Here is an 18,491-nt window from a genome sequence, read left to right as displayed (position 1 = left end):
ACCGTCGCCGGGGGCCAAACGAGAGCACTCACGCATTCACGGCCTCGCAACGCGCCACCGGACATCGGCCCGGGAATCGGGCTGGCAACAAGGCGGGGCACCGGGAAAAGCGCACGGACCGGTTCGCCCGGCCCGTGCGGCAAAGCGCCCTATTCGACTGCCCTGGCGGCCTGCCGGATGAGGTCGGCCACCTCGTCCGGGCTCGTCATCGGCAGCATGTGACCGTTCTCGATATCGACGATGGTGGAACCGGCCCGCTCGGACATCTGACGCTGCAGGCCGGGCGCAATGGTCCGGTCGAGGGTCGCGATGGCCGACCAGCTCGGCTTCTCGTTCCAGGCCGCGACCCGAGCCTGGTAGTTGAGGATCGCGGTGTTCGATGCCGCCTGCGACCTTGCCACGTAGATCGCGTCGTCCCTGGACAAGCCGTTTCCGACGATGGCGACGAAGGTGTCTTCATCGACCAGGTAGTGACCGTCGTCGAAGATCCTGAGCTTGTCGGGCGTGAACTCGGTCGGAACCGAGGCCATCAGGGCCACGCCGCTTTCGCCGGCGTCGGGTTGGAACGCCGCGACATAGACGAGGCCCTTGACGTTCGGGTCGCCGCCGACTTCGCTGATCACCATGCCGCCGTAGGAATGCCCGACCAGCAGCATCGGGCCGTCCTGACTGTCGACAATCCGCTGGACTGCGGCAATGTCGTCCTCAGTGGAGGTCAGCGGCATCTGCGCGATCGTGACTTTGTAGTCTTCCGCCGTGAGACGGTTGTAGACGCCGCGCCAGGTGCTGCCGTCGACATTCGCGCCATGCACGAGAACGATGTTCTTCACATCGGCGAGCGCCGCGCCCGATTGCGCGGTCAACGCACCCAGAGTGAGGGCGCAGGAAAGCATGAGAGCTTTTAGAGGAGCCATGTTCGGGATCTCTGCTGTTGTTCACGTTGAAGGACAGACGGCCGGCGGCTCATGCAGCGTGGTGCCTTGTCCCGCGGCCAGGTTGCCAAGGTCGCGCGGGCTGTCCGGACCGGTTCGGCAGCCGGCCGGGTCAACCCTCGCCATCGATCGTTCCTTTCGGTAACCATTGATGGTTATGAAATGGCACTGCTATAAGAAGCGCGCAAGACGGCACATATCTGTAAGCCGGTGACCAGGAGATAACTCATGGAGAAGCTGATCCACGGCAGGCCCTACACGGAAACGAAGAAAGGCCCGGTCTTCACGCCCTGCGCGCCGAACAACATCCTGGCGCGGCTGGGGGACAAGTGGACGATCCTCGTCGTGAGCATTCTCGCGCTGGAGCCGGAGAGGCCTCTGCGTTTCTCCGAAATCAGGAACGGGATCCCGAAAATTTCGCAGCGCATGCTCACCCTGACGCTGCGAAACCTTCAGCGGGACGGCCTTGTCCTGCGCCATTACTTTGCCGAGGTTCCCCCGCGCGTCGAATACCAATTGACGCCAATGGGCCGGACGATGCTCCCGGCGCTTGAAGGGTTCACCGACTGGATCAGGGACAACTGGCAGGAGATCGAGCAGTCTCGCCAGCGGTTCGATGCAGCCGCCGGCAGCTAGCGCGGACTGATGATTGCGCCGGAACCGGGGGTGCAAGCCCCTGAAAGCCGGACGGTGCCCTGCGGGCTTGATCCGCCCGCCGCGGGAGGTTATCTGTTTCGCGTCCGCGCCGGTTCGCGCCGCGGGCCTCTTTGTCAATCGAGAGAACCATGGACAGCTACCCTAGTCGTGGCGTCCGTCATCGGGCGCCACTCCGTACAGCGATGATCGCTCCCGGCCAGGGCCGGGTGAGCGGCGCTCGGGCTTAAGGGCCGGCTCCCGTTCACCTCCTCCCCCGCCGCGAGGGGTCGAAGGAGGTGAGCCATGAAGACCACTGTCTTCCTCACAAGAACGTTCTTCCCCGCAAGAACGGTCTTCCTCACAGGACTGCGCGCCCGCCGGCTCTTGCCGGTTCGCCGCCGCGCGGCCGCCATCCCCGTCGCGTCCACCCGCGGGGCGTCCATCCGCCCGGCTGCCGCGCCGCGCAAGCCCGACCTGCATCGCCAGCGGCCGCCCGCGCGCGGCCCGAAACACCGGGAGGCCCGCCATGGAAGAGGGCTCTAGTCGCACGGCCGCGCGGGCATCGCGCCCCGTGGCCGTCGTTTCCCAAAGACATTCCCAGACAGCCTGCCGGCGCCCGGTCCAGCCCCATCGATGAGGGCGGGTCCTCCGTCGCCGGCGCCCCGACCGACGGAGTTCAGACCCATGACCGCCATCATCACCGCCGCGGCCTTCCGTGACTATCTTGCCCGCAACGACCTTGCCTCGATCAAGGCCGCGCTCGCCGACCGCCATCCCGCCGATATCGCCGCCGATGTCGGCGAGCTGGCCCCCGGCGAGATCGCCTCCATCCTGCTGCTGCTGCCCGAGCGCCGCGAGGCGGAGGTCTTCGGCTATTTCCAGCCCGCGCTCCAGGTTGCCATTGCCGGCAGGCTGTCCCGCCCCGACCTGGCGCGGCTCGTCACCGCCATGTCGCCTGACGAGCGGGCCGACCTGTTCAACCGGCTGACGCCGGAGCAGCAGCAGGCGCTGCTGCCGGGCATCGCCCATGCCGAGCGCGAGGACATCCGCCGGCTCGCCTCCTATCCGGAAGGCACGGCCGGCTCGATCATGACCTCGGACTATGCGCTGCTGGCGCCCGGCCTCACCGCGCGCGAGGCGATCGACCGGCTGCGTCACGAGGCGCCCGACAAGGAGACCATCTACGAGGCCTATGTGGTCGACGACGCGCGCCGTCTCGTCGGCGTCGTCTCCCTGCGCGACCTCTTGATCGCCCGCGACGAGGTGCAGGTCGCCGACATCATGCGCAAGCGCGTCATCTTCGCGCGGGTCGGGGACAAGCGCGACGAGGTGGCGCAGAAGATCGCCGACTACGACCTGCTGGCGCTGCCGATCACCAATGGCGGCGATGCGCTGGTCGGCATCGTCACCGTCGACGATGCGATGGACGTCGCCGAGGCCCAGCGCGGCCGGCGGGTGATGCAGTTCGGCGGCAACGTCGCGCCGGGCGGCGGGCCGGACCTCGACCTGCGCTCCTCCAGCTTCGTGCAGATGTTCAAGGTGCGCTCGTTCTGGCTGATCATGCTGACGGTGTTCGGCGTCGTCACCAGCACCTTCGTCGCGGCGCAGGAGGAGATGCTGAGCCAGGTGATCGTGCTTGCCGCCTTCATCGCCCCGATCGTCGACATGGGCGGCAACACCGGCAGCCAGTCGGCAACGCTGGTCATCCGGGCGATGGCGCTTGGCGAGCTCAAGCTGCGCTGGCGCGATGTCTGGTTCGTGATCCGGCGGGAGATCCCGGTGGTGCTGACGCTGGGCGTGGTCATCGCCCTGCTGGAGGCGGTGCTGGCCTTCTTCAGCAAGGGTGTCGGCGGCGACGTGCTTCTGGTGGTCGGCCTGTCCATGGCGATCTGCACGGTGCTCGGCGGCCTGATCGGCGCGCTGCTGCCGTTCGCCGCGCGCCGCATCGGCACCGATCCGGCGACGCTGAGCTCGCCGATGATCACCTCGATCATGGATCTGCTCGGGGTCTTCATCTATTTCGGCCTCGCCTACGCGCTGCTCGGGCATCTGCTGACCGCCGGATAGGCCAGCCTGTCGTCCGGTTGCCGGCAGGCCTGGAGGGCCTGCCTATTGCCCGATTGCCGGCAGGCCTGGAGGGCCTGCCTATTGCCCGATTGCCGGCAGGCCTTGAAGGCCTGCCCATTGCCTGGTTGCCGGCAGGCGTTCAAGGCCTGCCGGCGGCCGGCCCGGCGCGAGGAGGCCAGCACCCATGCCGATGCACCAGACGCCGCGCGGGCTTGCCGCCCTGCGCGAGGACCTGCACCGCTTTGCCAACCGGCGCCTGCTGACGGCGGCGCGTCTTGTAACGACTGTCACGATGCATCTCTATCGTCTCGGCCTTGTCGGTCCCGCCGGGGCAAGGGCGGGGCTGGGCGTGGCCGGACGGCTGCAGCGCGCGGGCATCCGCCTGTTGCGCCGGGGCCGCCGGCGCGATCGGAGCCGCTGAGGAAGGATGGATTGAACGATGATGGCGATCGAAGTCGCGGCGCTCAACCTGAGCGCTGCCATGCTGCTGGGAGCGGCAATCGGATTTGAGCGGCAATGGCGCCAGCGCCTTGCCGGCTTGCGCACCAACACGCTCGTCGCGCTGGGCGCGGCCAGTTTCGTCGTGTTCTCGTCGATCGTTCCCGGCGATGCCAGCCCGACCCGGGTGGCGGCTCAGGTCGTCTCCGGCATCGGCTTTCTCGGGGCCGGCATCATCTTCCGCGAGGGGCTCAACGTGCGCGGGCTGAACACGGCGGCGACCCTGTGGTGTTCGGCCTCCGTCGGCGTGCTCGCCGGCATCGGCGCCCTCGGCTACGCGGCGGTGGTGGCGGGCCTGGTGATCGTGGTCAATCTGCTGTTGCGCCCGCTGGTCTTCCGGATCAACCGGCAGCCGCTGTCCTCCTCGGAACTGGAGATCGGCTATGCCGTCAGCATCGTCTGCCGCAGCGATCAGGAGGCGCATGTGCGCGCGCTGCTGCTTCAGGGGCTTGCGGCCAGCGCCATGCATCTTCGCCAGCTCGACAGCAGCAATATCGAGGGCAGCGACCGGGTGGAGATCCAGGCGATGGTCCATGCCGACACCCGCTCCGACAAGCCGATCGAGCAGATCGTCGGCCGGCTCAGCCTGGAACCGTCCGTGACCGCCGCGCGATGGCGGATCGAGCCGCTCGGCGATTGATCTGCCTTAAGGGCGGACGGATGCCGCCATGATGATTATATAGAGGGCCGCGAACACCCGCGGACAGTACCGGAAGGACAGCCATATGCTTCATGTCGATATCCCCACCCGCTCGGAAATCGCTGCGCTCAACGGCACCAGGAGCGATGCCTGCGTGTCGATCTACCTGCCGACGACGCCGCTCACCCAGGAGAGCGGTGCCTCGCGGATCGAGCTCGGCAATCTCGTCCGGCAGGCGCGCGAGCAGCTCGAGGCGGCGGGGTTCGACAAGCGGCGGCTGGCGGCGCTGCAGGAGCAGATCGACGCGCTGGCGGAGGATGACGAGTTCTGGCGCCTGCAGGCCAACAGCCTCGCCCTGCTGGCGACGCCGGAGAGCCTGCGCACCTTCCGCCTGGCCAACCATCTCACCGCCCTGGTGGAAGTGTCGGACCGGTTCCACCTGAAGCCGCTGCTGCGCGCCGTCACCTTCCCGCAGTCGGCCTATGTGCTGGCCCTGTCGGAAAACGCCGTGCGGCTGGTCGAGGTCCATGGCGAGCTGCCGGCGGCGACGGTCAGGATCGACGGGCTGCCGAAGGACGCGGCCAGCGCCGTCGGCAAGTCGACGCTGAACGACCGCTCCGCCAGCGGCCGCATCCAGGGCTCGGAGGGGCAGAATGTCCGCTTCCAGCAATATGCGCGCAAGGTCGACGCGGCGCTGCGCCCGTTCCTGGCCGGGCGCGAGACACCGCTGATCCTGGCGGCGACCGGGCGGCTCGCCTCGGTGTTCCGCGCCGTCAACAGCTATCCGCACCTGCTGCCGGACGACATTTCCGACAGCCCCGACCGGATTTCCGATGCCGATCTGGCGGCGGCCGCGCGCCCCGTCCTCGATGCCGCCCATGCCCGCGACCTTGCGGCGCTGACGGCGCTCTATGCGGCGCGTGCCGGCGAGGGCAGGGCCACCGCCGATGTCTCCGACGCCGCCCGGGCGGCGACATTCGGCGCCATCGACACGCTGCTGGTCGACATCGACACGGTGGTCGCCGGCACGGTCGACGAGGAGAGCGGCGCCGTCACCTTCGCGGAAGCCGCCAGCGCCGGCACCTATGGCATCGTCGACGAGATCGCCGGCCGGGCGCTGGCGAGCGGGGCGCGGGTCCTCGGCGTGCGCCGCGCCGACCTGCCCGGCAAGGGCGACCTTGCCGCCATCCTGCGCTTCGCCGTCTAGGGTCACCCGGCTCCGAAGTCCGGGGGACGGTCCCGCCACCGGGGCCGCCCCCCGTCGTCTCCTCCGCCCCGTTGTCAGGGAAGCCCGTCATGGAACGCATCACGATCACGGTCGACGAGGACCTGCTGCGGGAGATCGACGCCCTCGGCGCCAGGCGCGGCTATGCCAGCCGCTCCGAGATCTTCCGCGACATGGCGCGCGAGGCGCTGGCGCGCGAGGCGATCGGCCCGGACGACGAGCTGGAGAACGAGCGCCTGTGCTACGGCGCGCTCACCTATGTCTATGACCACGGCATCCGCGACCTGCCCAACCGGCTGACCGACAATCACCACGCCCATCACGCCCTGTCGGTCGCCACCACCCATGTCCATGTCAGCGCCGAGAACTGTCTCGAAGTGTCGATCCTCGCCGGCACCGCCGGCGATCTGCGCCGCTTCGCCGACAGTGTCGTCAGCCAGCGCGGCGTGCGTCATGGCAGCCTGCATGTTTTCCCGGCGCTCGAGGGCGAATCGCTGCTGCTGCGCGGCCATGCCCATGATCATGATCATGCCCCCGATCACGATCACGATCACGATCACGATCATGATCATGCCCCGGACCCCGGCCATCGCCACGGTGGCGGGAACGACCGCAACCGCTGAAACGCCCGGCCGCCCAGGGCGGAGCCGGATTGCGCCGAGGTCGCGCTTGACGGATGGCGGCAGTATGATGTTATTCTAATTCATCATACGGTTTGCCCCTATCGATTGCCGTCCCGACCAACCGCCCTTTCGGAAAGCGTCACATGTTCAAGCTCCTTCGCGCCGCCGCGCTTGCGCTGCCCCTTGGCCTGTCGCTGTCCCTCAGCCCGGCGGTGATGCCGGCCGCGCCGGCGGTTGCCGGCCCGGCACTCGACTTCTCCTGGCCGGTGAATGTCGGTCCGCTCAACCCGCATCTCTATTCGCCGAACCAGATGTTCGCGCAGGCCATGGTCTACGAGCCCTTGGTGCGCTACCGCGCCGACGGCACGGTCGTCCCCTGGCTGGCGGCGTCGTGGGAGGTGTCGGACGACGGGCGCGTCTACACCTTCGCCCTGCGCGAGGATGTTTCCTTCTCCAATGGCGAGCCCTTCGATGCCGCCGCCGCCAAGGCGAATTTCGACGCGGTGCTCGCCAACCGGCCCCGCCATGCCTGGCTCGAGCTCGCCAACCAGATCGTCTCGGCCGAGGTCGCCGGCCCGCATCTGTTGCGGCTGACCCTCAAGGACGCCTATTACCCGGTGCTGCAGGAGCTGGCGCTGCCGCGCCCGTTCCGCTTCGTCGCGCCGTCGCAATTCATCGAGGGCGGCACGAAGGACGGCATCGCGGCCCCCATCGGCACCGGTCCCTGGATGCTCACCGAGACGCTGCTCGGCGAGCGCGACACCTTTGCCCGCAACGAGGCCTATTGGGGCGACAGGCCGGCCTATCAGGCGATCACCGTCAAGGTCATTCCCGATCCCAACACCCGCGCCATCGCCTTCGAGACCGGCGAGATCGACCTGATCTATGGCACCGACGGGCCGATTTCGCCGGACACGTTCGAGCGCTTCCGCGCCATGGGCGAGCGGGCCGGCCTCACCGCCGCCCTGTCGGAGCCGCTGGAGACCCATGCCCTGGCGATCAACACCAATCGCGGCGCCACCCGCGACCTTGCCGTGCGCCGGGCGATCAACCAGGCGGTCGACAAGGACACGATGATCGCCACGGTGCTCTACGGCACCCGCCGCCGCGCCGACACGCTGTTCGCGCCCAACGTTCCCTATGCCGATATCGGCCTTGAGCCCTATCCGTACGACCTCGACGAGGCGCGGCGCCTGCTGGAAGACGCCGGCTGGACGGCTTCGACCGAAGGCGGCATCCGCGAGAAGGACGGCGAGCGGCTCAGCGTCGAGCTCTGCTTCGTCGGCACGGATGCGATCGCCAAGTCGATGGCCGAGATCGTCCAGGCGGACCTGCGCCGCGTCGGCATCGAGGTCCTGCTCACCGGCGAGGAGGAGAGCAGCGTCTATGCCCGCCAGCGCGACGGCCGCTTCGGCCTGATCTTCAACCGCACCTGGGGCGCGCCTTACGATCCGCATGCCTTCGTCAGCTCCATGCGCGTGCCCTCCCATGCCGATTATCAGGCCCAGCTCGGCCTCGCCGACAAGGCCGAGATCGACGCGATGATCGGCAAGGTGCTGGTCACCACCGACGAGGCGGCGCGCCAGGCGCTCTACCGCGATCTCCTCACCCGCCTGCACGATCAGGCGGTCTACCTGCCGCTCACCTATGTCACCGCCGTCGCGGTCGCGCGCAAGGAGGTGGGCCCGGTGCCCTTCGGCGCCATGTCGAGCGAGATCCCCTTCGACCGCCTCACCCCGGCGGCGGACTGAGGCAGATGGCCGGCTTCATCCTCCGCCGCGTCCTCCTGCTGCTGCCGATGCTGCTCGGCGCCTCGCTGGTCATCTTCCTGATGCTGCGGCTGGGGCCGAGCGATCCGGCGATGGACTATCTGCGCCTGTCCAAGGTGCCGCCGACGCCGCAGGCGCTGGAGGACGCGCGCATGATGCTCGGCCTCGACCGGCCGATCGTGACCCAGTATCTCGACTGGCTCGGCAAGGCGGTGCGGCTCGATTTCGGCACCTCCTATGCCACCCAGCGCCCGGTGCTGCCGGATCTGCTGCACTTCCTCCCCGCGACGCTGCAGCTTGCCGGCGTCGCGCTGGCGCTGACCATCGGCCTGTCGGTGCCGCTCGGCATCTGGGCGGCGCGCTACCGCGAGCGCTGGCCGGACCAGATGGTGCGGCTCATCGCCTTCATCGGTGTGTCGATGCCGAATTTCTGGCTCGGCTTTCTCCTGGTGCTGCTGTTCTCGGTCCATCTCGGCTGGCTGCCGCCGATGGGCCGCGGCGGCCTTGCCCATCTGGTGATGCCGGCGGTCGCCGTGTCGCTGATGTCGCTCGCCATCAATGCCCGGCTGCTGCGCGCCAGTATGCTGGAGGTCGCCGGCCAGCCGCATGTGCGCTATGCCCGGCTGCGCGGCCTGCCCGAGCGGCGGGGCGAGCGCGCCCATGTGCTGCGCAATGCCTGGCTGCCGGTCATCACCGCCATGGGCATGCATATCGGCGAGATGATCGGCGGCACCTTGATCATCGAGAGCATCTTCGGCTGGCCGGGCGTCGGCCGCTACGCCGTCTCGGCGATCCTCAACCGCGACTATCCGGTGATCCAGTGCTTCACCCTGGTGATGGTCGCCATCTTCATGCTGTGCAATCTCGTGGTCGACATCGTCTATGCGCTGGCCGACCCGCGCATCCGCCTGTCGGCGGAGGGGGTGGAATGACCGACCTGCCGCTCCATGGTTCCTCCGCGCGGCCCTCCCGCCGTCTTCTCTCCCGGCTGACCGCGCCGTTCTCGGGCCGCTGGCCGGTGCGCCTCGCCCTTGCCGTCGTCGCCCTGCTGGTCGTCGCGGCGGTCGCCGGTCCCTGGATCTCGCCGCATGACCCCGACGTGATCGACCTGACCGCGCGCCTGCAGGCGCCGGACGCCGTCCACTGGCTCGGCACCGATCATCTCGGCCGCGACATGCTCTCGCGGCTGATCGCCGGCGTGCGCGTCTCGCTCGGCGCGGTGGCGGTGACGCTGGTGCTCATCCTCGCGCTCGGCATCGCCGTCGGCGGCGCTTCCGGCTTCATCGGCGGGCGCACCGACCAGCTCATCATGCGCGTCACCGACGTCTTCCTCACCTTCCCCACCCTGGTGCTGGCGCTGTTCATGATCGGCATGCTCGGCACCGGCCTCGTCAATGTCATCATCGCCATCGCCCTGTCGCACTGGGCCTGGTATGCGCGCATCGTCCGCGGCATCGTCCTGTCGCTGCGCCACCGCGACCACCTGCTGGCCGCCCGCCTTGCCGGGGCGAGCCGGCTGCGCATCTTCGCCGCCCACCTCCTGCCGGCGACCCTGTCGCAGCTCATGGTGCTCGCCACGCTCGATATCGGCCACATGATGCTGCATGTCTCCGGCCTCTCCTTCCTCGGCCTCGGCGTCACCCCGCCGACCGCCGAATGGGGCGTGATGATCGGCGACGCGCGCCAATATGTCTGGACCGCGCCGATGCTGATCTTCTGGCCGGGCCTTGCCCTCTTCGTCTCGGTGATGGCGTTCAACATCCTCGGCGACGCGCTGCGCGACCGTCTCGACCCGCATCTGCGGGCGGAGCATTGCCATTGACCGCCGCTCCGCCGTTCCCCACCTCCCCGGCGCCCGTCCCGCCGACCCCGCAAACCCTCTCCATCGAGGGGCTGACGGTCGCCGCCGGCCATGACGGTGCCGGCCCCGTGCTGGTGCGCGACCTGACGCTGGAGCTCCGGCGCGGCCGCGTGCTGGCGCTGGTCGGGGCCAGCGGTTCGGGCAAGTCGATGACCTGCATGGCCGCGCTCGGCACCCTGCCGCCCGGCACCAGGACGCTCTCCGGCCGCGTCCGTCTCAATGGTGCCGAGTGCGCGCCCGAGGCCCTGCGCGGCCGCGAGGTCGCGACGATCCTGCAGAACCCGCGCAGCGCCTTCAATCCGGTGCGCACCATGCGCGACCATGGGCTGGAGACGCTTGCCGCGCTGGGCCTTTCCGGCCCCGACAGCGAAGCGCGCATCGAGGCGGCAATGGTCGAGGCCGGGCTGGACGAGCCCGCCCGCATCCTGCCGCTGCATGCCTTCGAGATGAGCGGCGGCATGTTGCAGCGGATGATGATCGCGCTGGCGCTCCTCGCCGAGGCGCCGTTCCTCTTCGCCGACGAGCCGACCACCGATCTCGACCTGGTGGTGCAGGCGCGCATTCTCGACCTGCTGCAGCGCCTCGTTGCCGCGCGCGGCCTCGGCGTGCTGCTCGTCACCCATGACATGGGCGTCGTCGCCCGCCTCGCCGACGAGGTCGCGGTGCTCGATCACGGCCGGCTGGTCGAATGCGCGCCGGTCGAAGAGGTGTTCCGCGCCCCGCGCCATCCGGTCACCCGGATGCTGGTTGCGGCGCATCTGGCGCTTTACGGACTGGAGCTTGCCCCATGACGCTAATCCGCGCCGATGGCGTGTCCCGGACCTATCGCAGCTTTTCGCTGGTCGGCGCGGGCGCCGCGCGCACCGCGCTCGCCGGCGTCTCGCTGTCGGTCGCGGCCGGCGAGACCGTCGCCCTGCTCGGCCGCAGCGGCTGCGGCAAGAGCACGCTGGCGCGGCTCCTGTGCGGGCTGGAGCGGCCCGATCGCGGCACCGTCTCCTATCGCGGCACGCCGCTTGCCCGTCTCGACCGGGCAGGCGCGCGCCGCTTCCGCCGCGAGGTGCAGATGGTGTTCCAGGATGCGCCGGGCGCGGTCAATCCCCGCTTCGACATCCGCACGATCATCGCCGAGCCGCTGCGCCATCTGACCTCGCTCGATGCTTCGGCCCGCGCCCGCCGGGTCGACGAACTGCTGGAGATGGTCGAGCTGCCGGCCTCGCTCGCCTCCGTGCTGCCGTCGCAGGTCAGCGGCGGCCAGCTCCAGCGCGTGTGCATCGCCCGCGCCCTGGCGCCCTCGCCGGCGCTGATCGTCCTCGACGAGGCGGTCTCCAATCTCGACCTGCACCTTCAGGCCGCGACGCTGGCGCTGCTCAAGCGGCTGCAACAGGCTTCCGGCCTTGCCTATCTCTTCGTCACCCACGACCTGCGGCTGGTCGAGCGCTTCGCCGCCCGCACCGTTGTCATGGACGCCGGCACGGTGGTCGAGGAAACGCCGAGCGGGGCGCTTGTCGAGCTCCGCCACCCCGCCTCGCTGCTGCTGAAATCGGCGATCCTGCCGCCCCTGCCAGCGCGCATGCCAGTGCGCATGCCGGCGCGCATGCCGGCGCCCGCCCCGGTCGCCTGAGCGCCCCTTCTGCCTCAGGCGGGAACCGGTTCGGGCCGCGCGCCCGCCGGCTGCGGCTCGGCGGCGCCCTCCGGCCGGCCGAGCGCCAGTCTCTCGTCCGCCGTGTTGCGGATCAGCATCGCGTCGTGGCTGACCAGCATCACCGCGCAGCCGTCCTGCTCCACCGTCTCGCACAGGAGCTGGATGACCTGCGCCTGGGTGATCGGGTCGAGCCGCGAGGTCGGCTCGTCGGCGAAGATGAAGCGCGGCCGCACCAGGAGCAGCCGCAGCAAGGCCAGCCGCTGCAGCTCGCCGCCGGAGACCGCGTCGGGCAGCCGCTCGAGCAGCACCGGGTTGAGCCCGAGCCGCTCCAGCAGGGCGTCGATCCGGCCCGCGCCCGCGCCGTGGCGGCGGGCGACATCGGCCAGCGTCCGGCCCAGCCGCAGCCGGCGCGGAAAGGCGGCAACCGGATCCTGGTAGAGCTTCTGGAACGCGGTGGCCGGCAATCCGCCGTCCCGCCGCACCTCTCCCGCCAGCGGCGGCACCAGGCCCAGCAGCACATCGCCGAGGGTCGACTTGCCGCAGCCGGACGGGCCGGTGACGCCGAAGATCCGCCCGGCGCGCAGGTCGAGATCGACGCGGTCGATCAAGGTCCGCCCGCCGCGCCCGACCGTGAGCCCGTGGGCCGAGACGACCGGCGGCCCCGACGAGGTGCTGGCGGTGGTGCTGGCGGTGGCGCTGGCAGCGGTGCTGCGCGGTGTCCAGTGGCGCGGATCGGCGGCGATCAGCGCCCGCGTATAGCGGTCCAGCGGCGCGGCGAGGACCCGCGCGGTCTCGCCCGCCTCCACCACCTCGCCCTGGCGCAGCACCATCAGCCGGCCGCCGATCCGCTGCGCCAGCTCCAGGTCGTGGGTGATCACCAGCAAACCGCCGCCCTGGCCGAGTTCCTGCAGCAGCAGGTCGGCGACATCGTCGCGGCGGGCCGCGTCCAGCCCCTTGGTCGGCTCGTCGGCGATGACGATCCGCGCCCCGCCTGCCCGCGCGGCGGCGATGGCGACGCGCTGCGCCATGCCGCCGGAAAGCTGGTGCGGGTAGCGCTGCGTCGCCGCCGGGTCGAGGCCGAGCCGGGCAAGGTCCGTCTCCGCCTGGCGGCGGGCCTCGGCCGCCGTCAGCGCGCGCACCAGCCGGTGCGTCTCGCCGACCTGCGCCCGCGCCCGCATCAACGGGTCGAGCGACAGCCACGGCTCCTGCGGCAGCACGGCGATCTCGCGGCCCCATAGCGGGCGGAACCGGCCGGCCCGCGCCGTCTCCAGCCGGTGGGTGCCGAGCGTCACCCGCCCGCTGGTGGCAAGGCCCGGCGGCAGGGTTCCCATCAGCGCCTGCGCCAGCAGGCTCTTGCCGGAGCCGGTCTCGCCCAGCACCACCAGCGGCGTTCCGGCCTCCAGTGTCAGGCTGACCGGTTGCAGCAGGGTCGTCGGTCCGTCCGAGACGGTGATGTCGTCGGCCTCAAGCAGGATCATGCGGAGCGGCTCCCGGCCATGAGTGTCAATCCGAGCAGCAGGGTGAAGGTGGCGACCACCGGCGACAGCAGCGCCAGCGGCGCCTCGCGCCAATAGGGCAGCAGCTCCACCATCATCCGGCCCAGTTCCGGCGTCGGCGCGCGCATGCCGACATTGACGAAGCCGAGCGCGGCGATGGCCATGATCGCCGTCGCCGTGCCGAAGGCGGCGGCGGTCAGCATCATCGGCCCGACCTCCGGCCAGATATGGGCGCGGAAGATGTAGGCGGGGCCGAAGCCGAGCAGCCGCGAGGCCTGGACGGCGGGCGAGGCCAGCGTCTCGCGCGTTGCGGCGCGCGACAGGCGGAAGAACTCGACCCACAGCACCAGCGACAGGCCGGCCCAGAAGCCGAGCGCCGTGCCCGGCACGATCGCCAGCACGATCAGCACCAGCAGCAGGCCCGGCAGCGCCAGCAGCGCGTCGGCCAGCGTCACCAGGGCGCGTTCGGTCCAGCCGCCACGGGCGGCGGCCAGGGTGCCGAGCGCCAGGCCGGCAAGGCCGGCGGTGGCGACGGCGGCCAGGGCGATCGCCGGCGACAGCCGCAGCGCGCTGGCCAGCCGGTGGAAGATCGAGCGGCCGAGATGGTCGTAGCCGAGCGGCGCGGCCGCCTCCGGCCCGGCCAGCGCCTTGATCAGCGACTGCACCAGCGGGTCGCCGGGCACCAGCAGCGGCCCGGCCAGAGCGAAGCCGGCGACCAGCGCCACCAGCAGCAGCCCGACGAGGCGCGGCCAGCTTGCGGCAAGGCTCGCGGTCCGGTTGGCATTTCCGGTAAGGGAGAGGGGGGTGTCGGTCATGCGCTCACCCTCGGGTCGAGCCGCCGCACGGCGAGGTCGATGCCGGCATTGACCAGCACGAAGCCGAGCCCCAGCACCAAGGCGGTGCCCTGCACCATCGGCACGTCGCGCGAAAAGATCGCATGCACCAGCGCATGGCCGATGCCGGGCCAGCCGAACACCGATTCGACCACGACGACGCCCTCCACCAGGGTGACGAATTGCAGGCCGAGATAGGTGACGAGCGGCACCGAGACGTTGCGCAGCCCGTGCCGCAGCAGGGCCTGGCGCGGCGACAGGCCCTTCCACTGCGCGAAGCGGTAGAACGGCATCGCCGCGATCCGGGCCATGGCGTCGCGGGCGATTCTTGCGTTGACGGCGGCCAGCCCGAGCGCCAGCGTCAGGCTCGGCAGGATGAAGTGGCGCGCCTCGCCATGGCCGGCGGCCGGCAGCCAGCGCAGATGCACGGCAAGGAAAAGGATCAGCAGCAAGGCCATCAGGAATTGCGGGACCGCCTTCAGCCCGGTCGACAGCACCAGCAGCGTCCGGTCGAGGACGCCGCCCGGCCGCAGCCCGGCCAGGATGCCGAGCGGCGGGCCGATCAGCAGCGACAGCAGCAAGGCGGCAACGGCAAGCTGCAGCGAGGCGCCGAGCTGGTGGCCGATCTCGTCGATCACCGGCTGGCCGGAGACCAGCGAGGTGCCGAAGTCGAGCCGCGCCAGATCGGCGAACCAGCGGCCGAGCGCCGGCAGCACCGGGCCGCCGAGCCCCAGTTCCTGGCGCACCGCGTCGGCCGCCTGGGCGTTGACATTGTCGTAGCCGTAGCGTCCGGCGGCGATCCGCCAGGCGGCATCGCCCGGCAGCGCGCGCATCATGGCGAAGGTCGCGGTGCCGATCAGCACCGCCACCATCACCGCCTGCACCAGCCGGGAGGCGAGGGCGCTCATCGCGTCCGCCGCAGTGCCGGCAGGCCGAAGCTGCGCTCCCACGGGTCGATCACCGTGCCCTCGATGTCGCGGGCAACCGCCAGCGTCTGGCGATACCAGGCGATCGGGATCACCGGCAGGTCCTCCTGCAGGATCCGCGCGGCCTCGGCCCGTTCGGCCGCGCCGCCCTCCCCGCGCGCCAGGCTGCGGGCGAGCGCGGTGAAGGCCGGATTGTCCCAGCCCATCGCGCCCCAGTCGCCGGTCGGCGCATAGTCGGACAGCACCGTGCCGATCGGGTCGGGGATCAGCGAGAAGTTGCGGGCCAGCAGGGCGATCTGCAGCGATCCGTCCTGGTGGCCGGCCGGGATCTCGGACGAGTTGGTGGTGTTGATCACCACCTCGACGCCGATGGCGCGGAACTGCTGTTCCAGCACGGCGGCGACCAGCGGCAGTTCGGGCCGGTCGGGATAGGTCAGCAGGGTCAGCGAGAAGCGGTCGTCGCCGCGCCGCAGGATGCCGTCGTCGCCGGGCGTCCAGCCGAGGTCGCCGAGCAGGGCGCGGGCGGCATCAATGTCATGCGCCAGCGGCTCCAGCGCCGGGTTGTGCCAGTCCGCCACCGACGGCGGGAAAAGCTGGCCGGCGCCCTCGGGATAGCGCAGCACGGCGCGGGCGATGCCCTCCCGGTCGATGGCAAGGCTCAGGGCCTGGCGCACCGCCGGCTCGGCGAGGAACGGATGGGCGGCGTTCACCTTCAGCAGCAGCGTGCGCGGGATCGCCACCGAGTGCACCTCGACGGCGTCGGACAGGCCGAGCCGCGCGACGCTGGCCGGGTCGAGGGCGAAGACGAAGTCGGCGTCGCCCGACTCGGCCATCAGCGCCCGCGTCTCCACCCGGCTGACGGCGGTGTAGCTGACATGGGCGATGTGCGGCGCCTCGCCCCAGTAGCCGTCCCAGGCGGTGGCCTTGAGGGCGAGCGGCGGCGTCATCTGGGTGACGCGGTAGGGGCCGGTGCCGATGATCGCGACGCCCTTGCCGTCGCCGTCATAGGCGGCCGGCGCCAGGATCTGCGAGCGGAACTCGGCCAGGAAGGCCGGCAGCGCCGCCAGCGGCTCGGTGAGCGTGATCGCCACCGCATCGCCATCGGCGGTGATCGCGGCGATCGGCAGGCCGGCCAGCGGTCCCGGCTTTGCCCGCGCGATCTCCAGCGCGTTCGCCACCGCCTCCGCCGTCATCGGCGTGTCGTCGTGGAAGCGCACGCCCTCGCGCAGGACGAAGCGCCAGGCCAGCCCGTCCGGCGACACCTCCCAGCCGGTGGCAAGGCCCGGCTCCAGCCGCCCGTCGGCGGCCGCGTTCACCAGGGTCTCGGCAAGGCCCATCCGGGTGAAGATATAGCCGCTGGTCGAGGGCTCGGGCGCCTGGATCTCGAATTGCGCGACGACGTCGAGCGTCTCGTCGGCGGGCTGGGCAAGGCTCGGCGCGGTCGCGGCGAGGAGCGTCGCAAGGAGCGCTGCCGGGAGCTTTGCCCGGAGTTTTGCCCGGAGCTTTGTAGGGACGGGGGGGAGCAGTCGGGGCATCGGAACGGTCCTGTCCTGGGAAGGCGGCGGAGCGGCCGCCGAAGGGGGAGAGGCGGAGGATAAGGGCCGGCGCGCGAGGTCGGCCGCGTCGCCGCGCTCATTCGTTATCTTATAACATCCACAATCGCAACAGGCTTCGAGGTCCTGCGGGCGCCAGAAAGGAGCGCCAGATAGGAGCGCCAGAAGCGGGAGACAGTCAGGTCACGGGCAGGCCACGGGCAGGGCGCGGCGTGGCGGGCCCGGATCGCCGGCCAAGATTGATGGGCGACGCGGAGGCGTCGCCGTCGGCGGGATCGGCGGACCTGGCGAAATTGAGACGGGATTCTCGAAATTTCTCGAAATCTCGCAAAATTTCGCAAGTTTCCGCGCAAAAATCGCGCAGCGCATTTCTTCGAAAAAAGAGAATTATATCAATATCTTAATTGAAAACCGGCAGCCGCGGCGGGGCCGCGTTTGCGCAAGCGCTCGCAAGCGGATCGGCGCGCTATCCCCGCCCGGCCTCTAGCCGGCCGGACAGTTATCCCCGGTTGCCACCTCGACCGGATCGCCCGCGAATCGCGCTTTCGTCCAGTCCAGCAGTTGCGGTGTCAGGTCGGAGCCGGGGCCGACCAGGCTGACATGGGTGAGCCCCGGAAAGGTGCGGTAGTCGATCGCCTGGCCGGCGGCGCAGCGGCGCGCCACGAAGCCCGCCTGCAGCGCCGGGTCGATCACCTCGTCGGCAAGGCCCTGCGCCAGCAGCAGCGGCGCGGCGATGGCCCCATCGGGGTCGTTCTGCGCCAGCCGCTCGCCGAACGGCCCCTCGCCGATCGGCTGGCTGAACAGGCCGGACTTCGGCAGCAGCCGGGTCAAGGCCAGCGACCAGGCCGCGCGCCAGTCGAGAAGGCAGCGGCGGGCGATGTCCGTTGCGATCATCTCGTTGAAATCGCTGACATAAGCATCGCCGATCTGCGGGTAGAGCCGGCGGTAGCTGGTGTAGAGATAGGCCGAGATGATCTCGCCGAAGCCGCTGCCCGCGCCCTGGCCGAGCATCGCCGCGATCTCGGTCACCGGCGCCATCGCGGCGACGCCGGCGATCTCCAGCTCCGGCGCGTCGGTGCCGGCCCGCATGCCGGTCCACAGCGCCGCGTGGCCGCCCTGCGAATGGCCCCAGACGACGACGCGGCTGCCGAGCTGCCAGTCGGCCACCTGGCGCGCCGCGCGCACCGCGTCCAGCACCGAATAGGCGGCGACCTGCCCGACCAGATAGCCGTGATGGCCCGGCCCGCCGAGGCCGGCATAGTCGGTCGCGACCATCGCCCAGCCGTGCTTGACCACATCCTCCATGCCGGGCGTGCCGCCGAAGGGCGCCGGCGACAGCGACGGCGCGCAGCCGCGTGCCGCGCCGGTGGTGCCGTGCGCCCAGGCGATCACCGGTCGCGGGGTGTCGACGAGACGGTCCGGCAGCACGACCAGCGCGCTTGCCACCGTCGGCGATCCGTCCTCCAGACGGGTTGTATAGAGCACCCGCCAGGCCTTGGCGCCGGCCGGAATGTCGATGTCATAGGGCTCGCTGCGCAGGATCGCGCCCGGTTCGGCGGGCCGGGTCGCCGGCGGCGTGTAGAAGGCGTCGGGCGGCGCCGGCAGGGTGATCCACCAGCCGGCGGCCAGCACCATGACGAGCAGCACGGCCAGAGCCGCCAGCCACCGGCCGACCGTGCGACCCCGCCCGCGCTTGCGGCTATCACTCGGATTTTCCTGCATTTCCGCCCCCTGCCCGTCCGGTCCCGGACGCTCGTTCCGATGCCATCCATCTCACGAACCGGCTGCGC

General features: G+C 70.5%; 17 protein-coding genes. 11 read left to right on the top strand and 6 right to left on the bottom strand.

Annotation, left to right across the window (positions count from 1 at the left end; genetic code table 11):
* Nucleotides 1–149: 149 nt before the first annotated feature.
* Entirely contained in the window at nt 150–893 is a 744-nt protein-coding gene (locus P2PM1_RS16325; RefSeq protein WP_186387806.1) for an alpha/beta hydrolase, read from the bottom strand.
* Nucleotides 894–1,160: 267 nt separating this feature from the next.
* Between P2PM1_RS16325 and P2PM1_RS16320 the strand changes: the two genes are divergently transcribed.
* The 11 genes from P2PM1_RS16320 (at nt 1,161) to nikE (ending at nt 11,872) form a co-directional block, all read left to right on the top strand.
* Complete coding sequence (locus P2PM1_RS16320; RefSeq protein WP_186399778.1) at nt 1,161–1,568, top strand: helix-turn-helix domain-containing protein; 408 nt, start codon at nt 1,161–1,163, stop codon at nt 1,566–1,568.
* A gap of 684 nt (nt 1,569–2,252) precedes the next feature.
* Nucleotides 2,253–3,635, top strand: a complete 1,383-nt coding sequence (mgtE, locus tag P2PM1_RS16315; RefSeq protein WP_186399777.1) for a magnesium transporter — start codon at nt 2,253–2,255, stop codon at nt 3,633–3,635.
* Nucleotides 3,636–3,819: 184 nt separating this feature from the next.
* A complete protein-coding gene (locus P2PM1_RS16310; RefSeq protein WP_186399776.1) occupies nt 3,820–4,056 on the top strand; it encodes a hypothetical protein in 237 nt (78 codons plus the stop codon).
* An 18-nt stretch (nt 4,057–4,074) separates the two neighbouring features.
* Complete coding sequence (locus P2PM1_RS16305; RefSeq protein WP_186399775.1) at nt 4,075–4,773, top strand: MgtC/SapB family protein; 699 nt, start codon at nt 4,075–4,077, stop codon at nt 4,771–4,773.
* An 85-nt stretch (nt 4,774–4,858) separates the two neighbouring features.
* Nucleotides 4,859–5,980 (top strand): hypothetical protein, encoded by a 1,122-nt coding sequence (locus P2PM1_RS16300; protein ID WP_186399774.1) that lies wholly within the window; start codon nt 4,859–4,861, stop codon nt 5,978–5,980.
* 89 nt (nt 5,981–6,069) lie between these two features.
* Entirely contained in the window at nt 6,070–6,621 is a 552-nt protein-coding gene (gene nikR / locus P2PM1_RS16295) for a nickel-responsive transcriptional regulator NikR (RefSeq protein WP_186399773.1), read from the top strand.
* Between the two features lie 215 nt (nt 6,622–6,836).
* A complete protein-coding gene (gene nikA, locus P2PM1_RS16290; RefSeq protein WP_371636873.1) occupies nt 6,837–8,372 on the top strand; it encodes a nickel ABC transporter substrate-binding protein in 1,536 nt (511 codons plus the stop codon).
* A gap of 5 nt (nt 8,373–8,377) precedes the next feature.
* Entirely contained in the window at nt 8,378–9,322 is a 945-nt protein-coding gene (gene nikB, locus P2PM1_RS16285; protein WP_186399771.1) for a nickel ABC transporter permease subunit NikB, read from the top strand.
* Complete coding sequence (nikC, locus tag P2PM1_RS16280; protein WP_186387813.1) at nt 9,319–10,212, top strand: nickel ABC transporter permease subunit NikC; 894 nt, start codon at nt 9,319–9,321, stop codon at nt 10,210–10,212. Before nikB ends, nikC begins: the two co-directional genes overlap by 4 nt.
* Nucleotides 10,209–11,042 (top strand): nickel import ATP-binding protein NikD, encoded by an 834-nt coding sequence (locus P2PM1_RS16275; protein ID WP_186399770.1) that lies wholly within the window; start codon nt 10,209–10,211, stop codon nt 11,040–11,042. The genes nikC and P2PM1_RS16275 overlap by 4 nt, the downstream gene beginning before the upstream one ends.
* Entirely contained in the window at nt 11,039–11,872 is an 834-nt protein-coding gene (gene nikE / locus P2PM1_RS16270) for a nickel import ATP-binding protein NikE (RefSeq protein WP_186399769.1), read from the top strand. The genes P2PM1_RS16275 and nikE overlap by 4 nt, the downstream gene beginning before the upstream one ends.
* Before the next feature lie 14 nt (nt 11,873–11,886).
* Here the strand turns inward: nikE and P2PM1_RS16265 are convergent, their stop codons facing one another.
* The 5 genes from P2PM1_RS16265 to P2PM1_RS16245 all read right to left on the bottom strand — a co-directional run bounded on the left by P2PM1_RS16265 (nt 11,887) and on the right by P2PM1_RS16245 (nt 18,423).
* Entirely contained in the window at nt 11,887–13,371 is a 1,485-nt protein-coding gene (locus P2PM1_RS16265) for an ABC transporter ATP-binding protein (RefSeq protein ID WP_186399768.1), read from the bottom strand.
* Nucleotides 13,368–14,204 carry an ABC transporter permease subunit gene (locus tag P2PM1_RS16260; RefSeq protein WP_186399767.1) on the bottom strand — a complete coding sequence of 279 codons (837 nt, stop codon included), beginning with the start codon at nt 14,202–14,204 and terminating at the stop codon, nt 13,368–13,370. Before P2PM1_RS16260 ends, P2PM1_RS16265 begins: the two co-directional genes overlap by 4 nt.
* Nucleotides 14,201–15,130, bottom strand: coding sequence for an ABC transporter permease (locus P2PM1_RS16255; protein ID WP_186387817.1), 930 nt, complete (start codon nt 15,128–15,130; stop codon nt 14,201–14,203). The genes P2PM1_RS16260 and P2PM1_RS16255 overlap by 4 nt, the downstream gene beginning before the upstream one ends.
* On the bottom strand, nt 15,127–16,683 hold the full coding sequence (locus tag P2PM1_RS16250) for an ABC transporter substrate-binding protein (RefSeq protein WP_186399766.1): 1,557 nt from the start codon (nt 16,681–16,683) through the stop codon (nt 15,127–15,129). Before P2PM1_RS16250 ends, P2PM1_RS16255 begins: the two co-directional genes overlap by 4 nt.
* A 501-nt stretch (nt 16,684–17,184) precedes the next feature.
* Nucleotides 17,185–18,423, bottom strand: a complete 1,239-nt coding sequence (locus tag P2PM1_RS16245) for a lipase family protein (RefSeq protein ID WP_186399765.1) — start codon at nt 18,421–18,423, stop codon at nt 17,185–17,187.
* Nucleotides 18,424–18,491: the final 68 nt, after the last annotated feature.

Origin of the sequence: Stappia sp. P2PMeth1, assembly GCF_900185735.1 — a bacterium.
Classification (GTDB): Bacteria; Pseudomonadota; Alphaproteobacteria; order Rhizobiales; family Stappiaceae; genus Stappia.
Note: the sequence above shows the minus strand (reverse complement) of the source record. Positions and strands in the feature narration are given on the sequence as shown.